The sequence below is a fragment of the Affinundibacterium flavidum genome, from assembly GCF_014284175.1.
GTDB classification, from domain to species: Bacteria; Pseudomonadota; Gammaproteobacteria; order Burkholderiales; family Burkholderiaceae_D; genus Undibacterium; species Undibacterium flavidum.
Genome location: NZ_JACOGA010000003.1, coordinates 227,028 through 247,572, shown reverse-complemented (window position 1 = coordinate 247,572; position 20,545 = coordinate 227,028). Strand labels below are relative to the sequence as shown.

Genomic DNA, 20,545 nt, shown 5'->3' with positions numbered 1-20,545 from the left:
CACACGAAAAAATCACACAAAAAAGTCAGCCGAAAAAATCAAAAGAAAGTGAAGTAAGAGACATGAGCATAAGAATTTTATTGGTAGATGATCACAGTTTATTTCGCAGCGGCATACGTTTGCTACTGCAACGCAATCCAGAATTTGAAATTGTCGGTGAAGCGGCTGATGGATTGGAAGGTGTAAAACGCGCTAAGCAGTTGAAACCCGACGTGGTCTTGATGGATTTAAATATGCCTGGTTTGTCGGGGTTAGAGGCGATGCAATTGATCGTCGAAGACTTACCCGATACAGCAGTTTTGATGTTGACCGTATCAGAAGAAGCAGAAGACCTGACGACGGCATTAAAAAATGGTGCGCGCGGCTATTTGTTAAAAAATATCGAAGCCGATTACCTGACGCAATCGATTAAGCGTGCAGCTGCTGGCGAACCGGTCATCGCGGAATCTATGACCGCCAAATTGGTCATGCAATTTCGTTCAGGGAATAATGTTTCAAGCACGCCAGAGCGTGAAAAACTCACACCGCGCGAACGTGAAACCATGGTGTGTTTAGCACGGGGCGAAAGTAATAAAGAAATTGCGCGCAATCTTGATGTCGCAGAAAGCACCGTCAAAATTCATGTGCAGAACATACTCAAAAAACTTAATCTCACCAGTCGCGTGCAAATTGCCGTGTACGCGGTGGAGCACGGCATGGACAAATAGTGTTTCGATTATTTCCTGAGCGTTTTAAATCGTAACGGGTCTTAGTCTTTTGCGATGACGATCTAGTCCTAATGGCGTATAGGCGCTGTTGAATAGCCCAATTACACTTGCCCCCATACATTAATAAGATGGGGGCTTGCAATGAGTAAGATCAATCTTGACGGACTATTATCCAATCAAGCTTTGTTTCGTCACATTTCACCGTTTGAGTTAGAGAGCTTAAAAAAGGAAGTGGTGAAACTGGAATTGGATAAAGGTCTCAGTCTATTCCAAAAAGGCGATACTGCCGACGCCTGTTTTATCTTAGTGTACGGCTTGATCAAACTGGCGATTCCCTCTTCTAACGGTAGTGACAAAATCGTGGAATTGATTCGCCCCGGTCAATGCTTCGGTGAAGCAATGTTGTTTTTGGAAGAACCCTATCCATTCTACGCAGAGTCGTTAGAACCCTCGCTGTTATTGCGTTTGCCTAAGAACGCATTGTTCAAACTGCTCGATCAGTCGCCAACGATAGCACGACAGATGATGACGGGTTTGTCGCATCGTTTGCTTGGATTTATCCGCAGTGTAGAACGTCAATCTTCACACAACGCAATGCAAAGAGTCGTTGATTATCTAGTACAAGTGGCGGAGACCCAGGACAGCAATGACATCCGGCTCGAATTGAAAAAAAATGTCGTCGCCTCTTTATTAAATCTCACGCCAGAAACTTTCTCGCGCATGTTGCATCATCTTAGCGAGTTGGATTTAATCCGTGTCAGCGCGTCGCGCATACATATTAATTGCCTGACCGCGCTAAAAGCTTACGCTAGCACCAATGCGGCGCAAGAGAATACGTCGAATAAAAATTCAACCCGTGCTGCAAACCGCAAATCTACATCAGAGCTAACATCTGAGCAGGCGCCTGAACGTACTAGTTCTTTTGGCTGAGTTTCTCCCTCCTTTGCGTAGGGCTTTAAGCCCATACGAAGAATTCCTAATTTATCGCGCAGTCCTTAAAGTAATCACTAAGGACTGCGCGTTTTTTTTGGTGGTGTCATCGGAGTGCGGCGCGTTGTAAGTTGGCTAAATACGTTGGCTAAGTAAGTTAGCTCAGTAAATTAGGTAAATAAGTAATTCATTAAAGAGGGGGTACAAAATGAGTCACGTCTTAAGTCGTTGGGAACCCGAAGACGGCGGGTTTTGGAAGAAAGAGGGCAGCAATATCGCCAACCGCAATCTGTGGATTTCTATTCCCTGTCTGATGTTGGCATTTTCTGTTTGGATGTTATGGAGCGTAGTAGCAGCCAATTTGGATAAGGCAGGTTTTAAATTCACCAAAGATCAGTTGTTTTTCTTAACCGCATTGCCTGCGCTTTCTGGTGCGACTTTGCGGATTTTTTATTCCTTCCTCGTGCCGGTGTTTGGCGGTCGTCGTTTTACAGCGATTTCGACTGCGAGTTTGCTGATACCAGCAATCGGTATGGGCTTTGCCTTGCAAGATCCAACAACTAGTTATTCCACACTGTTAATTCTTGCGCTGCTGTGTGGTTTGGGGGGCGGCAATTTCAGTTCCAGTATGGCGAATATTAGTTTCTTCTTTCCAAAATCGCGTAAAGGTTATGCCACAGGGATGAATGCAGGGATAGGTAATCTCGGTGTATCCGTGGTGCAGTTCGTCGCGCCCTTGGTCATTTCGTCTGCGGTGTTTGGTGCTGCAGTTTCTGGCGACGGTTTCTTGTATCACAATGTCAAAACCAATACCGACAAAATGTTTTGGCTCGCGAACGCAGGATTTATCTGGGTACCATTTATTGTGGTAGCGACGATTTCTGCCTGGTTCGGTATGAACGATATCGCTTCCGCAAAAGCTTCATTTTCTGATCAAGCGATTATCTTTAAACGCAAACACAATTGGTTAATGTGTTGGTTGTACATTGGCACCTTTGGTTCATTCATTGGTTTTTCTGCCGCTTTTGCCATGTTGATTAAAGCGCAGTTCCCCGAAATTGATGTCGCTAAATTCGCTTTCTTGGGGCCTTTAGCAGGCGCGTTGGCTCGTCCTGTTGGTGGCATCTTGTCAGATAAATTAGGTGGCGCACGTTTGACCTTCTGGGTATTTGCCGCGATGGCCGCGACGATTGCTTTTGGTATTCTGCCTGCCTTACATGCGAACCAATTCAGCGTGTTCTTGTTCTCCTTTATCGGCATGTTTATTCTGACTGGTTTGGGCAACGGTTCTACGTTCTGCATGATTCCGATTATTTTCCAAACCGACAGAGAACGTGCAGCCGCTGGCAAAGGCGAAGCAGCAATCAAACAAGCACGTTTGGATGCGGCTAAAGAATCTGCGGCAGTGTTGGGCTTCTCTGGTGCGATTGGTGCCTACGGTGGTTTTTTCATTCCACAAGGCTTTGGTACTTCTATCAAAATTACTGGTGCACCGGATATGGCGCTGTACACTTTCATCGTGTTTTACCTTAGCTGCATGGTCATTACCTGGTGGTTCTATTCACGTAAAAATGCTGAAATGCCTTGCTGATTTACTGTCAGAATCAGTCTCTATTTTTCAATCTGCAAAGAGCCCGCAACACGTTGCGGGCTTTTTTTGTCTGAACGCTATACGATTTTTCTATACCAAATTGTCGATCTAATAATTTTAAGAATTTCTTTATTGATATAAATCTGCTTTGTTGACAATTGTCACAAATGCAAAGATACTTCCTGCCAATTTCTATGGTTCTACCATGATATGGCTATTTAGGAAAAATCGATGATTGCATTAAAGAATATTCGTAAGACTTATCAGCAAGGGGGAAACGATATTCGTGCCTTAGATGGCGTGGACTTATCGATTGCTCGTGGTGAATTTGTCGCGATTATGGGGCCGTCTGGGTCTGGTAAATCCACGTTGTTGAATGTGCTGGGGGCACTTGATAAACCAGATAGTGGCACTTACCACTTAGAGCAAGATGAGATTGGCAGTATGGATGATGATGCCTCCTCGGATTTACGCAATCGTCGTATAGGGTTTGTGTTTCAATCGTTTCATTTATTGCCGCGCTTGTCGGTGTTGGAAAATGTTTTATTGCCGCAGCGTTACGCCGAGCAAGCTGACCCTGAGGCAGAAACTCGTGCCCGACATCTGTTAGAACGTATGGGATTAGGTCAACGTATCAGTCATTTGCCGGGTGAATTGTCAGGTGGACAGTTGCAACGAGCAGCGATTGCGCGCGCTTTGTTGAATCAACCAGCATTGCTGCTTGCGGACGAGCCAACCGGTAATTTGGATTCTAAAAGTGCGAATGATGTACTGGAATTACTCGCAGAATTGCACGCCAATGGGCAAACCATGGTGCTTGTTACCCATGATCCGCATATCGCAGCAAAGGCACAACGTACTATTTATTTGAAGGATGGCAAAGTCGATGAGGTGCATGCATGAGGCGCCTAGTGTTTGGACTGACATTATCGATTTGTGCAGTTGCGTATGCTGACAAATTACCTGCACCTGCTTATCAGCGTCCGGTTTTATTTACTGGCGAACTGCAGGCCGTGGATTCGGTTCCTATTATCGTTCCATCATCGAATATCTCGCCTGTTACTTTACGTTATTTTGTTCCCGAGGGCAGCAAGGTTAAAGCGGGAGATGTCATTCTAAGGGTCGACTCACAAGGTAATTCAGAATTAGAACGGCTGGAATTAGAACTGGTGCAAACTCGCGAACGTGGTTTGCGCGAAGCGGCAGATCTGGACGTCAAGACGGTAGAAGCGGATAGAGCCTTGATTACCGCTCAAGCTGCATTGGCAAAGGCGAAGATTGATGCCGCTTTGCCAAAAGCACAGATTTCTGCACTGGATTTTGATAAATATCAGGGTGAGCTAGAGCGTGCTATTCGAGATTTAACGGTCAAGCAAAAGGCACAAGAAAACGCGAAGTCAGCGGTCAAACGCAAATTAGAAGACGCCGATCTGGCAGTTAAACGTCTGCAAATTCAAATCGCATTTGCCAAACTCCAACAGTCACAAAGCGAGGTAAGAGCTGCACGCGATGGGATAGTGGTTCATGGTTATGATATTTGGAACGGCAAACGCTTAGATGAAGGCGGACACGCACAAATTGGTTCGTCGGCGGGTCAAATTATGGGCGAAGGGAAGCTAAAAGCAATCGCTTGGGTATTGGAAGCGGATCGACCATTTTTGGAACAGGGACAAGTCCTGCAGTTGCGATTTGACGCGATACCACTTTCTGGTGCGAGAGGAGTCATTGAGCGTATTGCCAGTGCTCCAGAACCACGTGCAATCTGGGGAAATGGCCGTTACTTCAAGGTTGAAATCAGTTTGCCAGAAAATTTACCCTATGATCTGCAGCAGGGCATGAGTGTGGCGGTCGAGACGATAAAAACGCAAAAGATAGCGGTAAATAATGATGCCAAATCTGAGTATAAAGCTGGCTTAAATCTAAGTAAGAAGAACGCGCAAGTCACTGCACAAGAATTAACATTTGAAGGTGAAGTGTTATCGCGTCAATCGGCACAAATCGCTCCACCCAGTATTCATCAAGTGTGGACCTATAATTTGGTTATGCTGGCGCCGGAAGGTAGCCATGTCAAAGCGGGTGAACCAGTAGCGATATTCGAAGCGAATGAAGCTAAAACCAGACTTGATACGCATCGTAGTTCACTCAAAGAGAAGCAACGTAATCTGGAAAAGATCGTACTCGATCATGCAGAAGCAGCGAAAGCAGCGGATCTGTCAGTGAACGAGGCAAAAAGTAATGCCGAAAAAGCGCAGCGCAAAGCCGCTTTACCGCGCGAGTTGGTCAAGCGTATTGAGTATGACAAATTAGTGATTGAACGCGAGCTATTTAACCAATTGGCCCAATTATCAGAACGTCAGCGCGAAGCCCAACAGCGCGCCAGAACTGCTGAACTACGCGGTTTGAAATCTGAAATTGCGCAATTGCAGCAAACCATTTCTGTGCTGGAGAAAGGCTTGAATGGGTTAACAGTGATTGCACCACGCTCCGGTACGGTTGTACATAATGCAGGTTTCGATGATGAAAAATTTGCGGTCGGTAGTCGCGTTTTTATGGGTTCTGCGGTGGCCAATTTAGCTGACCCGGAAAAAATATTTGTAGCGGCTAAAGTTCCTGAAGCTCAAGTGTCTTTACTTAAATTAGGGCAGCAATTATTAGTCACTGTGCCGGGTGCAAATACCCAAGTGGCGGCCAAACTGAGTGGATACGGCCCGGTATTTCATGGTAAATCGAAGAATCAACCGATTATCGTGCGCGACATAGAATTAGAATTTGATGCCTTACCGAAAAATCTGAAACCCGGTACTGCAGTGCAAGTTAAATTAGGTGACAGCAAAGTGCTAGTAAAGGACAAAAACAATACCGACAATACCCGTGCACAATCTGTCACACAATTGGGAGCAAAAAATGGGAAAAATTAAATGGCGATTGCTTGCCCTTAGTTTGCTGACTGGTTTAAGTGCTTGTCGTGGTGAGCAGGCTAACGATAGTGTGCCGGTTGAAGTGCTACAAGCACGTAGCTGGCAAGAAGAACTTGTTGCAGATGGAGAAATTAAAGCTGCCGCCAGTACACAGTTGAATGTGCCTGGTACCGGTTGGGATCAACGTAATTTAGTTTCTATGGTGGCCAACGGCAGTATGGTCGAAAAAGGTCAGGTGATCGCGCAATTTGATGCAACGCAGGCCAGAGTGACCTTATCCCAGGCTGAGACGGATATGTTACGCAAAGAATTGATGGAACTTGGGGTGCGGGCGAATACAGAGTTAGGGCGTGCTGAACTCAGTTCTGATAGTGCCAAAGTAACTGCCGATCTGAATTTGAGTCAGCGTTATGCGAATGCTGACTTAAAAATTTTTGCTCAAAATAAAATTCTTGATACTTTGGTGGACATTGGTTTTCTGCATCATAAACAAGATTATTTGAAATGGAAAAACAATCAAATAGGTGCACGTAATAATGCTGATCAGGCGGTCATTAATTCGCAAAAGGAGAGTGTGGCGCTGACCATAGAACAGCAGCGTAAGAGTTTATCTTCACTGGAATTGAGAGCGCCGCATCAGGGAGTGTTCTTTCTAAAGACGCGATGGGATGACTCGGTTCCACAGATAGGAACTAAATTATGGGCTGGAGAAGAGTTTGGTTCACTGCCAGATCTCGAACAACAAGTCGCAAAATTTAGTATCGCAGAAGGTGCAGCTTTTGGTTTAAAAGAAGGGCAGGCGATTAAAGTTCGTTTGTCAGGTACTGGCACAGAACTTGATCTTAAAGTTAGTAAAGTCGGTAAAACAGCTAGCACCAAGTCGCGTGAATCCCCTGTTAAATATTCTGATTTTGAGGCGCATATTGGGCAGGATCTGGTGCGTCGCTATGGATTAAAGCCTGGTCAGGCCATCACTGGACGAGTGACTTTATTGGCGGCAAATAAGGTGCTTACTGTTCCGAATATCGCTTTGGTGCAAGAGGGCGCAGACTACTTTGTTTATCTGAAGGAAAGTTCTCAATTGTTGAAACAAAAAGTGGAGCTGGGATTGCGCGGACAGATTCGTAGTGAGATTAAATCTGGTATTAGTGCTGGCGCCAAATTGGTCTTGGTTCCCGAGAAAAAAGAGGTGAAGTCATGAACCGCGCTTTGATTCTTGAGGCAATCGTTGAATTACAACGTCGCAAGTTGCGCACTGGTTTGACCTTGCTTGGTATGATATTTGGGGTGGCGGCAATAGTTGCTATGCTCGCTGTTGGTGAGGGTAGCAAGCGTGAAGCTTTACGTTTGGTGGCTGAATTAGGTTTGAATAATATTTTGCTGGAATCAAAAAATATCGCAGCCGAAAAATTAAAAGACGTACGTGTCCGCTCTCTTGGTTTATCTGCAGCCGATGCTGCCGCAGCAATGTCGGTAGTGCCTGGTGCGCAATCAGTGGCTCTCAAAAAAGAAATCAAAGTGGATCAGTTGGTGTACGGTACCAATATTGTGGCTGGCCGTGCCTTTGCAGTATCGCATGCCTACGCTGAACATGGCGGTTTGCAAGTCAATCTTGGACGCTGGTTAGTTCCCGAAGATGGCGCTAGTTTGGCACCTGTGTGTGTGTTGGGTGCACGTTTGGCAAAGAGCTTGTTCGGCGATTTTAATCCTATCGGTGAACGCATTAAGCTCAACCATACCTGGTTGGAAGTCGTTGGTGTGCTGGCTGATCGGTCTGCCGGAAAATCTGATTTTGAAGGTGTAAAACTTGGGCTGGATGATGAACGTTTATTCGTCTCTTGGGAAAGTGGCCGTGCGCGTTTTCTGTTCAAACAAATTGAAGATGAGGTCGACGGTATCAGTTTGCGGCTTGATGAGAAGGTCGCGCCAGATGCGGCGGCGCGTGTATTGCAAACTTTAATTGAACAACGTCATGCAAACGCAGACGATACGAATTTGATCGTGCCTATGGGCTTGTATCGGCAGAATCAACAAACGCAAAGAATCTTTACGATAGTCATGAGTTCAATCGCAGCTGTGTCTTTGCTGGTGGGTGGTATAGGCATCATGAATATTATGCTGGCTAACGTATTGGAGCGTCGACGCGAAATTGGTTTGAAACGGGCTTTGGGCGCACGTCGCAGAGACGTGGTTGAGCAGTTCTTGGCGGAAGCTTTGGTGATTGCTGTTACAGGGGCATTAATGGGACTTCTGTTAGGTGCAATTACGGCGTATAGCATTGCAAGCTTAGCGGGTTGGTCGGTTGCCTGGTCTCCGCTTAGTTTGTTGATCGCGGTGGCTATGTGTATTGCAGTCGGATTGGCATTCGGTGTATTTCCGGCTAAGCAAGCGTCACGTCTAGATCCTATCGCTGCATTACGCAGCGATGGATAAGCAGGTTCAGGTATAGAGTTAAATGCTGAACTGAACTCAGTACTTAATTGAGTTCAGTAGGGAGGCCAAGGGCGCTTAAATTCAAGCGTCCTCGCTGCATAGGTGGACACCAAAAGTACGTACTGTGAATAGGATGGGATATTTGAAATAGTCTGTAGATAATGCCATCCTCTAAACCTAATATGCGTCGCTTATGCCTCGATTTACAGCGCCTGTCAGGTTTGCAAGATAGTGGCTGCTTCAATCAAGCCTGAGCCATTACATCGATTCAGTGTGATGAAATTGGCTTAAGAACTTAGGCTCAATATCGCGCTATGATAGCTGAGCTGTCAGCCATGAATTTATTTGGCAAAGATACGTTCCAGTTCGCCATTTTTTCTTGCTTGAATGAGCACTTTATCGATTTTTTCTAAAATGTCTTTATCGTAATTTAAGCCGGTAGCAAAGTGCGCATCGATAATGGAAATTGGACGGGGAAGGATGCAAAACAGATCGGTTTTCTTTTTCTTGTATTCGTCGAATTCGGCAGCGTATAACTGATTTAATTCTTTTTGTACTTCTTTGAGATTAGTGCGCGGTTCGTAAAGTAAAAAAGCATCCATACGTTTTTGGTATAGCTTGGAAAACCGACCCGCGAGGCTGCTGGTATTGTATTCGGCCTTGAAAAGGACATTGACTTGTTTATCAAATTCATCTCCCGCACTAGAACCTTGCACTATGCCTATGGTCTTGCCTTTGAGGTCACTCATAGAGTTAAAGTTGAAGTTGTCTTCACAGCGTTTCACTAGCCAGACTTTGTCGGAATACACGGGCTCAGAAAAATGGAAAATCTTTAATCGCTCAGGAGTCTTATAGATGCCAAAAATGAGTCCCTCGCCATTCTCACCATTGTGTAATACGCGACGCCATGGATAGCGGCGAATATCAATTTTGACATTCGCCGAGCTTTCTATGTAATTGAAAAGTTGTAAAACATTTTTGGTTAGCGGAAGGATCTGATCCCGGTCGCCTTTTTGTTCAGGCATTAACACTGCCACTACCGGGGGCGTGGTTTTTGCGGAGGGAATATGCTTGGCACTGGCTTGCTGTATCGGCAAGATAAAGCTGACCACGGTGCAGATAAGCAGTGATTGAAGTGAAGTGAACAAAATGCCGTTTTCCAAGGAACTAGTAGATTTATTTTTATAACCTATTCTAGCGTAATTCCCTACGCCTGACGCTGAATCAGGTGGATAATCTCCTAGATGGAACAAGGTAAATTTTGCTTATTTCTCATCGAAATGATGCAATTTCTAAGGTAATGCGCTAGGAATATTGATGCTCAGGCGTTTGCCATCTCCTAATTGACCTTCATTATTTCTACCCCAAACCCATAAACTACCGTCGGCCCGAACGGCAAGCGTGTGGGCGATGCCAGCGGAGATAAATTTCCAATTCTTTGCATCACCAACTGGCATTGGTAATAATTGTGTCAGATTGTTGCCAATACCAAGTTGCCCGTCTTCGTTCGCACCCCAAGCCCACAGGCTGCCATCGCTCTTGAGGGCCAGACTATGTTTGCTTCCTGCTGCTACTGACGCCCAATTGCTGAGTGTGCCGACTTGACTAGGGTTGAGACGATCTGATAGTGCGCCGTTACCGAGTTGGCCTTGATCGCTTGCTCCCCAAGAAAATAGCGCGCCGTCGGCACGAATCGCCAGGCTATGATTTTGACCAGCCGCGATTGAAACCCAAGTGGCGGTGCCAATTTGGGTTGGGGTGGTAACCGTGGCACTAGGGCCAGTACCAACTTGTCCATTGGTATTGTTACCCCAGCCCCAGATCGTGCCATCGGAGCGGCGTGCGATGGTGTGGCTGGCACCAGCGGCAACACTGGTCCAATTTTTTGCAGTGCCGATTTGTACCGGTTCTACTCTATCGATGACCGTACCATCACCTAATTGTGCATAAAAATTGCGTCCCCATGCCCACAGGGTGCCGTCTTTTTTAACTCCGACCGTGTGCGATTTTCCGGCTGCAATAGCGATCCAGCTTGCACTGCCTATCTTAGTCGGATTGAGTTTATCGACGAAACTGGCATCACCTAATTGTCCGTTTTGATTGAAACCCCATGCCCACAGAGAGGCGTCACTACGTAGTGCGACGGTATGAAATTCGCCCGATGCAATTTGTGTCCAGGTGTTGACGCTACCCATTGCTGCCATGCTTGACTGATCATTCGCAGTGCCGTTACCCAATTGACCTGTGCGATTTAGACCACTGCTGTTCACCGTGCCGTTTGCTTTTAACACCAAGGAATGACTGCCTCCGGCGGATACCCCAACATAGGGGCCTTGCACGATCAATTTGGTGTTGCCGCTGATTTTGCCTGAGGTTGCGGTGATGGTTTCTGTGCCTATCGTCTTACTGGTCGCTAGCCCTGTAGTTTGTACTATGCTGGCGACTGTACCGGGTGAACTCCACACCACATCTTTTGTGATAACAGCACTACTTCCATCGGCATAATTACCTGTCGCTGCAAATTGCTGTGTAAGGCCCAGCGCTATGGTCGAATTGGCAGGACTAAGACTGATCGAAACCAGAGCTGGCGCTGTGCTAGTCGTGGTGGCCGTGCTGTCTTTTCCACCGCCACAGGCTGTCAGAATTAGGCTTAAGCAAATGGCCATGGATAACTTGAGACTAGAAGGTTTTGGAATTGAGAGGCGTATAGTCATAGCGGTATTTTTACTAAAGCAATTTGATTGGTGGTGATGAGCTAAATTTGAGATTTGGCTCTACCATATAGCTGTTAGTGTATTCAAAAACATAGTCGACTGATCTGCCAATTAGACAGGTCTTCATGGGTTTGTTAGACAAATTGAATCCCAAGGAAGTTTTGCATGATGTCGTAGTGGATAAGACTATTTCTATGCTGAATCGAGGCTGAATCGAGGCTGAATCAAGGCTGAAGTAGCCCCTAGCAACGAGAAGCAGAGCATCAAGTTTTCATGGGCGGTGATATTTCTGTAAAGTAAGATCGAATTGCTGCCGATAACACGATATCGGCGACTCTGCATATCTTGGCAGAGACTGAAGAAGTAGCCTGAGATTTGTCAATCTGAGCAGCAGTGTGAACGTCACTTTGAGCCTCATTTTTAACAGTCTTAATTAATATTTACCGCTTTGATCCATCCCGCAAGATTTGGTATCACCTGTATTTTTCATCGAAAGTGACTATGGCTAGTGTCGGTTATCAAAATGAGTTAATAAAGATGTACTTGGCTGCATTTATCCGCCCGCCGGAGAAAAGTGGTCTTGAATATTGGTTATTGCAGCTCAATGGTGGTAAGACTTTCGATAGCGTCTTAGAGACTGTTTTTAGCTTGGATATTGTGAAAGAGATTTATCCAACTAACCTACCTTTTGAATCTTTTGTGACGCTCATTTACGTCAATGTTTTTGGTAAATCGCCGGATTTGGAAGGCTTGAATTACTGGAAGCAGCAGATGATAGATGGGCGTAGTCGCGGTAATTTGGTGATGGACATGATCAATGCCGGACTAAGCACCGTGGACGGTACCCCCGGTAAGGCATATATCGTTAACCGCTTGGCTGTCTCGCAATTTGCAGTTGATCAACAATTCACACAAAAAGCGGATTTGTCTCCGGCCTATTTAAAGACGGTGATGCAAGGAGTGAATGCCAATCCCGATACGATAGCGATTGCGAATAAGGCCTTGGGCTCAGGTGCCACGGGTATTGGACTCGGCGCACCGGTGAATGCCTTGATCGTGACTGCGGCTGCGGACGGCATCAGTGCGGCGGAAGCCGCCGCGGGTGTTGATGTCGTCGTCAATTTACTTGGCACAAACGCGGTGGCAAATAATGTGGTGGAGTTGTTGATAGACGGCAGCTCTTTTCCTACGGCGATTACTAAGCAACTCAGCGCGGCGGATATTACAGCCAAAAAAGTGAGTTTGTTGATTCCAAAAACTATGAATTGGGGCGCGGATGGGATTAAATTATTGCAAGCGATTGTTAAAGACAGTAGTGGCAACACCAGCGCTCCGGGCGGCGATTTGCGCGTTGATCTTAATATTGTTGCACCAAAGGCACCGAGTTATCCATTAAGTGTAACGGCAGCGCTTGATAGTATTAATTTGCTAGAGAAATCTGCGGGTGTCACCGTGTCGGTCGATATTACCGATACCAACGCGGTTGTCGGTGACAGGATAGAAATCCTACTCAATGATGTCAGTTTCAGTAACAAGGTTTTGGCGACTTTGACTGAGGCAGATCTCGAACGTGGCACAGTGGAACTGGTCATTCCTGGCACAGCAAATTGGGGAGTAGACGGAGATAAGGTGTTGGCAGCCAGAGTGATTGATGTGGCAGGCAATATTGGCGGTATCGGTGGCGCGGTCAATGTTAAGCTCGATACCATCGCACCGAATCCACCAGGCAATGCGATAAAAATCCCTGTAGCGACTGCTGGCATTAGTTTGCCTGAGCGTGCCAACCCCATCAGTGTGGTGGTTGATCTTACCGGCACCAATGCGAAAGCGGGCGATGCTGTTGAGCTATTTATCGACGATAAGGTATTTGGTTCAAGCACACTGCATGTATTAAGCGCAGAGGAAGTACTGGCGAATACGGTAACGCTCTCCATTTCTGCTTTTGATACTGCATGGTCGCTAGCCGATGGCAATCGCAGTATTTCGGTTCGGATGTCAGATAAAACGGGCAACGTTAGTAAAAGCGGCGGAAACCTAACGGTGTTGCTGGACAGTCTTGCACCTAAATCCGAAACCACTAGCTTCACGATTGACGCTGCGAAAGATGGGATTAGTAGTGCAGAAAAAACGGCAGGTGTGGCGGTGGTCGTGAGTTTGCTCGGTTCGGGTGCAGTCGCTGGTGACACGGTGAGCATTTTAAGCGGAACACAAACGCCTGTGCTCTTAGCTAGTCAGGTACTCACCGCAGCACAAATTAGTGCCAAACAAGCGATAGTCACCATCCCCGCTAGCAGCGCGTGGGGAGCCGATGGTAGTAAGGTAATCGCTGTCAGCTTTACAGATATTGCAGGTAATACTAGCATTGCCAGTCCCGCATTGAATGTCATACTCGATACGACCGCGCCACTCGCATCGACCAAAGATTTGCTAGTGCCAGCAAGCTTAAATGGTATTAATACTGTCGAAAAAGCAGATGGCGTTGTGGTGAAATTTAATTTGTCCGGCACCCAAGCACAGGCTAAAGATAAAGTAGAAATCTTATTGAACGGGGCTGCGTTTTCCAGCCCTATCACTTATGTCTTAAACGCCGATGATATTGCCAATGAACTCGTCTCACTGACTATTCCTGGAAACGCGGCATGGGGTGCAGATGGCATAAAGCAATTGAGTGCACGTGTTACCGATCTTGCCGGAAATGTTGGCGCACTGGGCGCGTCCTTGCCGGTTGTGATTGATACTATCGCATTGGCAGCACCGTCGACTCCTTTGGTCGTTCCGGCGAATGCGGATGGCGGTATTTCTATCGTCGAAAAGAATGCAGGCGTTGAAGTTAAGCTTAGCCTCGCTGGTACCAACGCGCAAATCGGCGACCGTGCGGAGTTGCTGATTGGCGGGCAAGGTTTTGCGACGCCTGTCACTCGTATTTTGACCAATGCTGATTTATTGGCCCAAAGTGTGTCTCTAAATGTCGGCCCCAATGATGGTTGGGGCGCAGATGGTGCCAAAGTTTTGACCGTCAGGTTGATCGATTTTGCGGGAAATGTGGGCTTGCCAGGTGGTTCTAAAACCGTCACCTTAGACGGCGTTGCGCCGAATCCAACCGCTGCGGTGCTGACTGTGACAGCTGCCCAAAATGGTATTAATTTACAAGAAAAAACGAGCGGCTTTGATGTCGTCGTCGACTTGAATGGTACGGGCACATTCAGTGGCGACACCCTGAATTTATTTATTGATGGACAGGCATTCTCGACACCGATCAAGCAGACGATTACTGCTGCTCAAGCCTTAGCGAAATCCGCCATTATTAAAGTACCTGCGAATGCAGATTGGTTAGCCGATGGAAGTCATGTATTGACCGTGGTGATCAATGATGCCGCGGGCAATGTGAGTAGCGCCGGCGGTGCTTTGATTGTTCAAGTGGATACTACCGCACCAAAAGCCGCCACCAATCCTGTGGTGATGCCAGCCGCGATCAATGGAATCAGCAGCATAGAAAAGAATGCTGGCGTAGCGGTTGAATTGAATTTGGCGGGGACTAATGCGACGGTTGCCGATAAAGTCGAATTGCTGATCAATGGCATTGGTTTTTCTACGCCTATCGTGCAAACACTGAGCAGTAGCGATATTGCGAATGGTCTAGTTAATTTACTCATCCCCGCCAATGCGAACTGGGGTGCGGATGGCAGCAAAAATATCTCATTTAGAGTGAGTGATGTTGCTGGAAATGTGGGTGCGATTGGTGGCACCCTGAGCGTGACCCTAGATACCACGGCGCCTGCGGGTCCATCAGGCAGTTTGAATGTACCAGCGAATAGTGGCGGTGGCATATCGCAAGCGGAACTCAATGCGGGTGTTGACGTGATTGTGAGCCTAGTCGGCGCGGCTGTCACTGCAGGAGACAGTGTCGAAATTTTAATCGGTAATAGTCCATTTACTACACCTGTACGCCATGTCATTACGACAGAAGAATTGGCAACTAAGAGCCTGATCTTGACGATTGCGGGAAGCAATAGCTGGGGGGGAGATGGTACCAAAAATCTGACCGCACGCTTCATTGATATCGCCGGAAATATTGGCACCGCAACGGGCTTAAGCAGCGTCACCGTAGATACCACAGGCGTCAATCCGATTACAGGCATATTGAAGGTGAGTGCAGCACAAAATGGTATCAGTGCCGCAGAAAAAAATGCGGGCGTTGATGTGGTCGTAGATCTCACTGGTACCGGCGCGGTAAGCGGGGATCAGATTCAAATTTTCATTGATGGTGTCGCGTTTGCGACGCCGAATATTTTTACGATTACCGCGGCGCAGGCATCAGCAAAAACAGCGACCGTCAAAATTCCAGGAAATGCCAATTGGATTAGCGATGGCAATCATTTATTGTCAGCAAGTTTGTTCGATAAAGCCGGCAATGCGAGCATCGCTGGTGGTGATTTGATCGTTTCTCTCGACACCCTCGCACCGAATAGTCCATCCGCCGCACTAAATATTCCAGCCGCTCTTAATGGAGTGAACAATGCAGAAAAAAACGCGGGCGTTACTGTTGTCGTGAGCCTGAGTGGCGCCGGTGTAGTAGCAGGAGACAGCGTGGAATTGCTGATAGGGGGAAAATCATTTTCGCCCAGTGTCAGTCAGATAGTGAGCAGCACTGATATTGTCAACGGACAAATGAATGTGACGATAGGCGCTGCGGCCGGATGGGGGACTGATGGCCTCAAGGCTATCTCCGCAAGGTTTGTTGATGCCGCTGGCAATGTCGGCCTTGCTGGTGGAAATGCGAACGTTGTTTTGGATACGGTTGCTCCAGCAGGTCCATCAAGTAGTTTGACTGTGCCAGCAAATGATGGCGGTGGTATATCGCTAGCGGAACTCAATGCGGGTGTTGACGTGATTGTGAGCCTTGTCGGCGCGGCGGTTATTGCTGGAGATAGTGTCGAAATTTTGATCGGTAATAGCCCGTTTTCCACGCCCATACGCCATGTCATCACGACAGCGGAGTTGGCAGCCAAGAGTGTGAGCTTGACGATCGCGGGGACTAATAGTTGGGGAGCAGATGGCACCAAGAATTTGACTGCGCGCTTCATTGATATCGCTGGAAATACTGGTACGGCGACGGGCTTAGTTAGCGTCAGCTTAGATACTACAGGCATCAATCCGATCATCAATATATTGAAGGTGAGTGTCGCCCAGAATGGAATTAATGCTACAGAAAAAAATGCGGGCGTTGATGTGGTGGTAGATCTCGCTGGTACCGGAGCGGTAAGCGGAGATCAAATTCAAATCTTGATCGATGGTGTCGCATTTGCGACGCCGAATATTTTTACGATTACTGCGGCGCAGGCATCAGCTAAAACAGCCACCGTCAGAATTCCAGGAAATGCTGATTGGATTAGCGATGGCAATCATTTATTGTCCGCGAGTTTGGTCGATAAGGCGGGAAATACAAGTATCGCCGCAGGCGATCTGATCGTTTCCCTCGATACCATCGCACCGGGTAGTCCATCCGCCGCGTTAAGTATTCCAGCCGCCCTGAATGGACTTAATGCCGCGGAAAAAAACGCGGGCGTAACTGTTGTTGTTAGCTTGAGTGGTGCTGGCCTGGTAGCCGGAGATAGCGTAGAACTGCTGATAGACGGGAAATTATTCTCACCTAATGTGAGTCAGGTATTAACTAACACGGACATTCTTAACGGACAGGTTAGCTTAACGATAGGGGCTGCCGCCGGATGGGGAATTGATGGCGTGAAGGCTCTGGCCGCAAGATTCATTGATGTCGCCGGCAATGTCGGTGTTGGGGCTGGGAAAGTCCCGGTTAACTTAGACACAGTCGCACCAGCAGGCCCCACCAATGCTCTGGTCGTGCCAGTGAACTCAGCAGGGGGAATTACCACGGCAGAATTAAATGCAGGGGTCGATGTGATCATCAATCTGACCGGAGTGAAAGCGGTCGAAGGCGAAACCGTCGAAATTTTGATCGCTGGTAATGCATTTACTGTTCCAGCCAAACATGTATTGACCGCGGCAGACATTCTCGCCAAAACTGCTACCGTTACCATAGGCCCCAATGATGGTTGGGGAGGAGACGGCAGTAAAGGTTTAACCGCGCGTTTTATTGATAGTGCTGGCAATGTAGGAACAGCTTCTGGGTTGACTACCGTCACACTCGATGCCTTGCCACCAAATCCTGTGCCCACACCTTTAGTAGTTGCAGCCGCGGCAAACGCGATCAGCAATGCGGAGCGCTTGGCGGGCGTCAATGTCGTCGTCGATCTTACCGGTACGACCTCGATTGTGGGCGACACGATCACACTCTTAATCGATGGTGTTTCATTTTCCACACCGGTGACGCAAAAGATCACTGCTGCGCAAATTACCGCGAAGTCTGCGATTGTTACGATTCCAGGAACCGCGGTGTGGGGTGCGGATGGTAATAAGATTTTGAGCGCGACGATTGCCGATGCGGGTGGAAATACTTCCTTGCCCGGTGGTGACGTGAGTGTATTGCTTGATACGACCGCACCAGTTCCCGCGACGAATCCATTGGTCATTGCCGCAGCACTCAATGGTATTAGTGCGGCTGAAAAAACAGCGGGTGTCGCGGTCACGGTTGATTTGACAGGCGGAGGCGCTGGTGTTGGTGATCGCGTCGAAATTGTATTAGGTGGAGCTGCTTTTCCAACACCTGTAATAAAAACCCTGACGGCTTTAGAACTGGCTGCCGGTTCGGTGGTATTGACGATTCCAACGGCCGCCGGTTGGGGTGCGGATGGCACCAAATCGATCGCAGCGCGCTTTATTGATGGTGCAGGCAACATTGGTGTCGCTGGTGTTGCGAGTAGCGTTAATTTGGATACCACTGCGCCAGCTGGACCTGTCACCACCTTGAATGTAGCGGTGAACAGCGGGGGGGGCATTACCTTAAGCGAGAAAAATGCTGGGGTAAATGTGATTGTTAATCTGAATGGGACGACAGTTGTCGCAGGTGATTTGGTTGAAGTCTTGATTGGCGGTCTGCCATTCGCTAATCCTGTGAATTTCATACTGACTCCCGCAGAAATTCTTGCCAAGAGTGTGACACTGACCATAGGCAGTGCTGACGGTTGGGGCGCGGATGGCGCGAAAATTCTGACCGCACGTTTTATTGATATCGCCGGAAATGTGGGATCTAACACTGGCACCCTGACTGTCACTTTGGATACAGGGGCACCCAATCCTCCATCGACGCCCTTAGTGGTGGCCACGGCGGCGAATGGCATTAGTGCTACTGAAAAATCTGCGGGGGTGTCCGTACTGGCGAGCCTGAGTGCAACTGGCGCTGTGGCTGGCGATACGATTCAACTACTTCTTGATGGCGCACCATTTGCGACACCGGTAACCCATGTCATTACCAACGCAGAGGTTGGGGCAAATGCGGCGACGATTATTATTCCAGGTGTCGCGGCTTGGGGAGCCGATGGTAGTAAGGTATTGACTGCCATGATCACCGATACCTTGGGAAATGTGGGTGCACCGGGTGGAAGTGTGACCGTGCTGCTTGATACCGTGGGACCCACAATTCCATCCAACCCCGTGGTAATTGGTGTTGCCACGAACGGCATCAGCTTGGCCGAAAAATCTGCTGGAGTTAGCGTGAATTTGGATTTGACTGGAACTGGTGTCGTGTTCGGTGACAGCATAGAGCTATTGTTAAATCATCTGCCATTTTCAACGCCGGTAACGAAAGTATTGAGTGCGCTCGAAGTTGGAAGTGGATTGCTCACTATGACGATACCGGGTAGTGTCAATTGGGGTGTCGATGGCAGTAAGATTATTTCTTTCCGTGGTATTGATAATGCAGGGAACAATGGTAGCGATGGAGGTAGTTTAACGGTGACCTTGGATACGGTCGGCCCTACAGCGCCAACTAATCCGGTGAGTGTCGCGGCAAATTCTGGTGGTGGCATTACCGCTGCAGAGAAAAATGCCGGTGTTGTGGTGGACGTGAACCTCACTGGAACAACTTTAGTCGCAGGTGAGCTGGTTGAATTGTTAATCGGTGGCGTTGCATGGGCAACACCGATTATTCATTCCTTAAGTGGTACCGAGATTGCCGCGAATTTAGTGTCGTTAACGATCGGCGCCAATGATGGTTGGGGGGCGGACGGGGCAAAATCTATCGGTGTGCGTTTTATTGACAGCGCTGGAAACATTGGCGCAGGTGGTGCATCAACTAATGTGCTTATGCTCGATACCACACCACCCAATGTACCCAATTTAGCGATGACCGTGGCGGCCGCTATCAACGGTATTAATTTGAATGAAAAAAATGCGGGCGTCTCGGTGTTTGTAAATCTGAGCGGAACGAATGCGGCCGCAGGTGATATTGCGTCTTTACTGATTGATGGCTCGTCGTTTTCTGTGCCGGTGATGCATACCATTACTGCGGGCGAAGTCACTGCGGGTAATTTTACTTTCAATATCGGTAGCAACGACGGTTGGGGAGCTGATGGTAGTAAAGTCTTGAGCATGATCATGACCGACGTCGCCGGTAATACTGGTTTGGCAGGCGGCAACGTAACAGTCGTACTCGATGCGACTTTGCCAAATGCTCCATCTAGTGCCGTGGGTGTCGCGGCGGCAGCATTCGGAATTAATCTCGCAGAGAAGACGTCAGGGGTGGTAGCGGTGGTGAACCTGAGCGGTACCAATGCAGTGGTTGGCGATAGACTAGAAATTTTGTTGGGGGGCGCGGCCTTTTCTTCGCCAGTGTTTCGTGTACTTAATAATGCTGATATTTTGGCCGGGAGTGCCAGCCTGACGATTACAGGGACTGCAGGATGGGGAGCAGATGGCGTCAAAAATTTGTCGGCGCGCATACAAGATAGTGCAGGCAATATAGGATTGGCTGGCGGGAGTTTGCTCACAAATCTAGATACTACGATGCCAGCGTCATCGGCATTGCCCGTGTACACAGATGTGGATGGTTCGAGTTCAATTAATGTCGGCGATACATTTTTGTTCGTGATTAACGAAGCCACCAATACAGCAATTACGATCAATGAGGTATTGCTGAGTAATGCGCATATTTTGGGAACGGGTGCAACAGCAGTCTGGAGTCCGGATGGTACTCAACTTACTGTGACTTTAGGTACCGGAACCACGGTCGCACTCGGCGATATCGTGACCTTAGTAGGTGTCTCAGATTTGGCTGGAAATTCTTTGGATTTAGCCTTCTCTTTATAAAATGCCTCAACGAAAAAAATCGGCAACAGT

10 protein-coding genes are annotated in these 20,545 nt (G+C 47.8%); 8 read left to right on the top strand and 2 right to left on the bottom strand.

Going from position 1 to position 20,545, the window contains the following annotated elements:
• Positions 1-62: 62 nt before the first annotated feature.
• From H8K55_RS04540 to H8K55_RS04510, 7 genes are all read left to right on the top strand, one after another.
• A complete protein-coding gene (locus H8K55_RS04540) occupies positions 63-707 on the top strand; it encodes a response regulator (RefSeq protein WP_186940882.1) in 645 nt (214 codons plus the stop codon).
• A 141-nt stretch (positions 708-848) separates the two neighbouring features.
• Positions 849-1,637 carry a Crp/Fnr family transcriptional regulator gene (locus H8K55_RS04535; protein ID WP_186940881.1) on the top strand — a complete coding sequence of 263 codons (789 nt, stop codon included), beginning with the start codon at positions 849-851 and terminating at the stop codon, positions 1,635-1,637.
• Positions 1,638-1,845: 208 nt separating this feature from the next.
• Positions 1,846-3,228: a NarK family nitrate/nitrite MFS transporter gene (locus tag H8K55_RS04530; protein WP_186940880.1), complete on the top strand. Its 1,383-nt coding sequence runs from the start codon at positions 1,846-1,848 to the stop codon at positions 3,226-3,228.
• A 231-nt stretch (positions 3,229-3,459) separates the two neighbouring features.
• The gene (locus tag H8K55_RS04525; protein WP_186940879.1) at positions 3,460-4,131 is read left to right on the top strand and encodes an ABC transporter ATP-binding protein; all 672 of its coding nucleotides are present in this window, start codon (positions 3,460-3,462) and stop codon (positions 4,129-4,131) included.
• Positions 4,128-6,146, top strand: a complete 2,019-nt coding sequence (locus H8K55_RS04520) for an HlyD family secretion protein (protein ID WP_186940878.1) — start codon at positions 4,128-4,130, stop codon at positions 6,144-6,146. Before H8K55_RS04525 ends, H8K55_RS04520 begins: the two co-directional genes overlap by 4 nt.
• Positions 6,133-7,347 carry an efflux RND transporter periplasmic adaptor subunit gene (locus H8K55_RS04515; RefSeq protein WP_186940877.1) on the top strand — a complete coding sequence of 405 codons (1,215 nt, stop codon included), beginning with the start codon at positions 6,133-6,135 and terminating at the stop codon, positions 7,345-7,347. The genes H8K55_RS04520 and H8K55_RS04515 overlap by 14 nt, the downstream gene beginning before the upstream one ends.
• Positions 7,344-8,579: an ABC transporter permease gene (locus H8K55_RS04510; protein WP_186940876.1), complete on the top strand. Its 1,236-nt coding sequence runs from the start codon at positions 7,344-7,346 to the stop codon at positions 8,577-8,579. Before H8K55_RS04515 ends, H8K55_RS04510 begins: the two co-directional genes overlap by 4 nt.
• A 341-nt stretch (positions 8,580-8,920) precedes the next feature.
• Here the strand turns inward: H8K55_RS04510 and H8K55_RS04505 are convergent, their stop codons facing one another.
• Both H8K55_RS04505 and H8K55_RS04500 read right to left on the bottom strand, forming a co-directional pair.
• A complete protein-coding gene (locus H8K55_RS04505) occupies positions 8,921-9,832 on the bottom strand; it encodes a substrate-binding periplasmic protein (protein WP_186940875.1) in 912 nt (303 codons plus the stop codon).
• 39 nt (positions 9,833-9,871) lie between these two features.
• Positions 9,872-11,293 carry an RCC1 domain-containing protein gene (locus H8K55_RS04500; RefSeq protein WP_186940874.1) on the bottom strand — a complete coding sequence of 474 codons (1,422 nt, stop codon included), beginning with the start codon at positions 11,291-11,293 and terminating at the stop codon, positions 9,872-9,874.
• A gap of 501 nt (positions 11,294-11,794) precedes the next feature.
• Here H8K55_RS04500 and H8K55_RS04495 point away from each other — a divergent pair.
• The gene (locus H8K55_RS04495; protein ID WP_186940873.1) at positions 11,795-20,515 is read left to right on the top strand and encodes a DUF4214 domain-containing protein; all 8,721 of its coding nucleotides are present in this window, start codon (positions 11,795-11,797) and stop codon (positions 20,513-20,515) included.
• Positions 20,516-20,545: the final 30 nt, after the last annotated feature.

Coding starts and splice junctions, on each gene's coding strand:
- H8K55_RS04540 (WP_186940882.1), top strand. CDS start 63: ATGAGCATAAGAATTTTATTGGTAGATGATCACAGTTTATTTCGCAGC.
- H8K55_RS04535 (WP_186940881.1), top strand. CDS start 849: ATGAGTAAGATCAATCTTGACGGACTATTATCCAATCAAGCTTTGTTT.
- H8K55_RS04530 (WP_186940880.1), top strand. CDS start 1,846: ATGAGTCACGTCTTAAGTCGTTGGGAACCCGAAGACGGCGGGTTTTGG.
- H8K55_RS04525 (WP_186940879.1), top strand. CDS start 3,460: ATGATTGCATTAAAGAATATTCGTAAGACTTATCAGCAAGGGGGAAAC.
- H8K55_RS04520 (WP_186940878.1), top strand. CDS start 4,128: ATGAGGCGCCTAGTGTTTGGACTGACATTATCGATTTGTGCAGTTGCG.
- H8K55_RS04515 (WP_186940877.1), top strand. CDS start 6,133: ATGGGAAAAATTAAATGGCGATTGCTTGCCCTTAGTTTGCTGACTGGT.
- H8K55_RS04510 (WP_186940876.1), top strand. CDS start 7,344: ATGAACCGCGCTTTGATTCTTGAGGCAATCGTTGAATTACAACGTCGC.
- H8K55_RS04500 (WP_186940874.1), bottom strand. CDS start 11,293: ATGACTATACGCCTCTCAATTCCAAAACCTTCTAGTCTCAAGTTATCC.
- H8K55_RS04495 (WP_186940873.1), top strand. CDS start 11,795: ATGGCTAGTGTCGGTTATCAAAATGAGTTAATAAAGATGTACTTGGCT.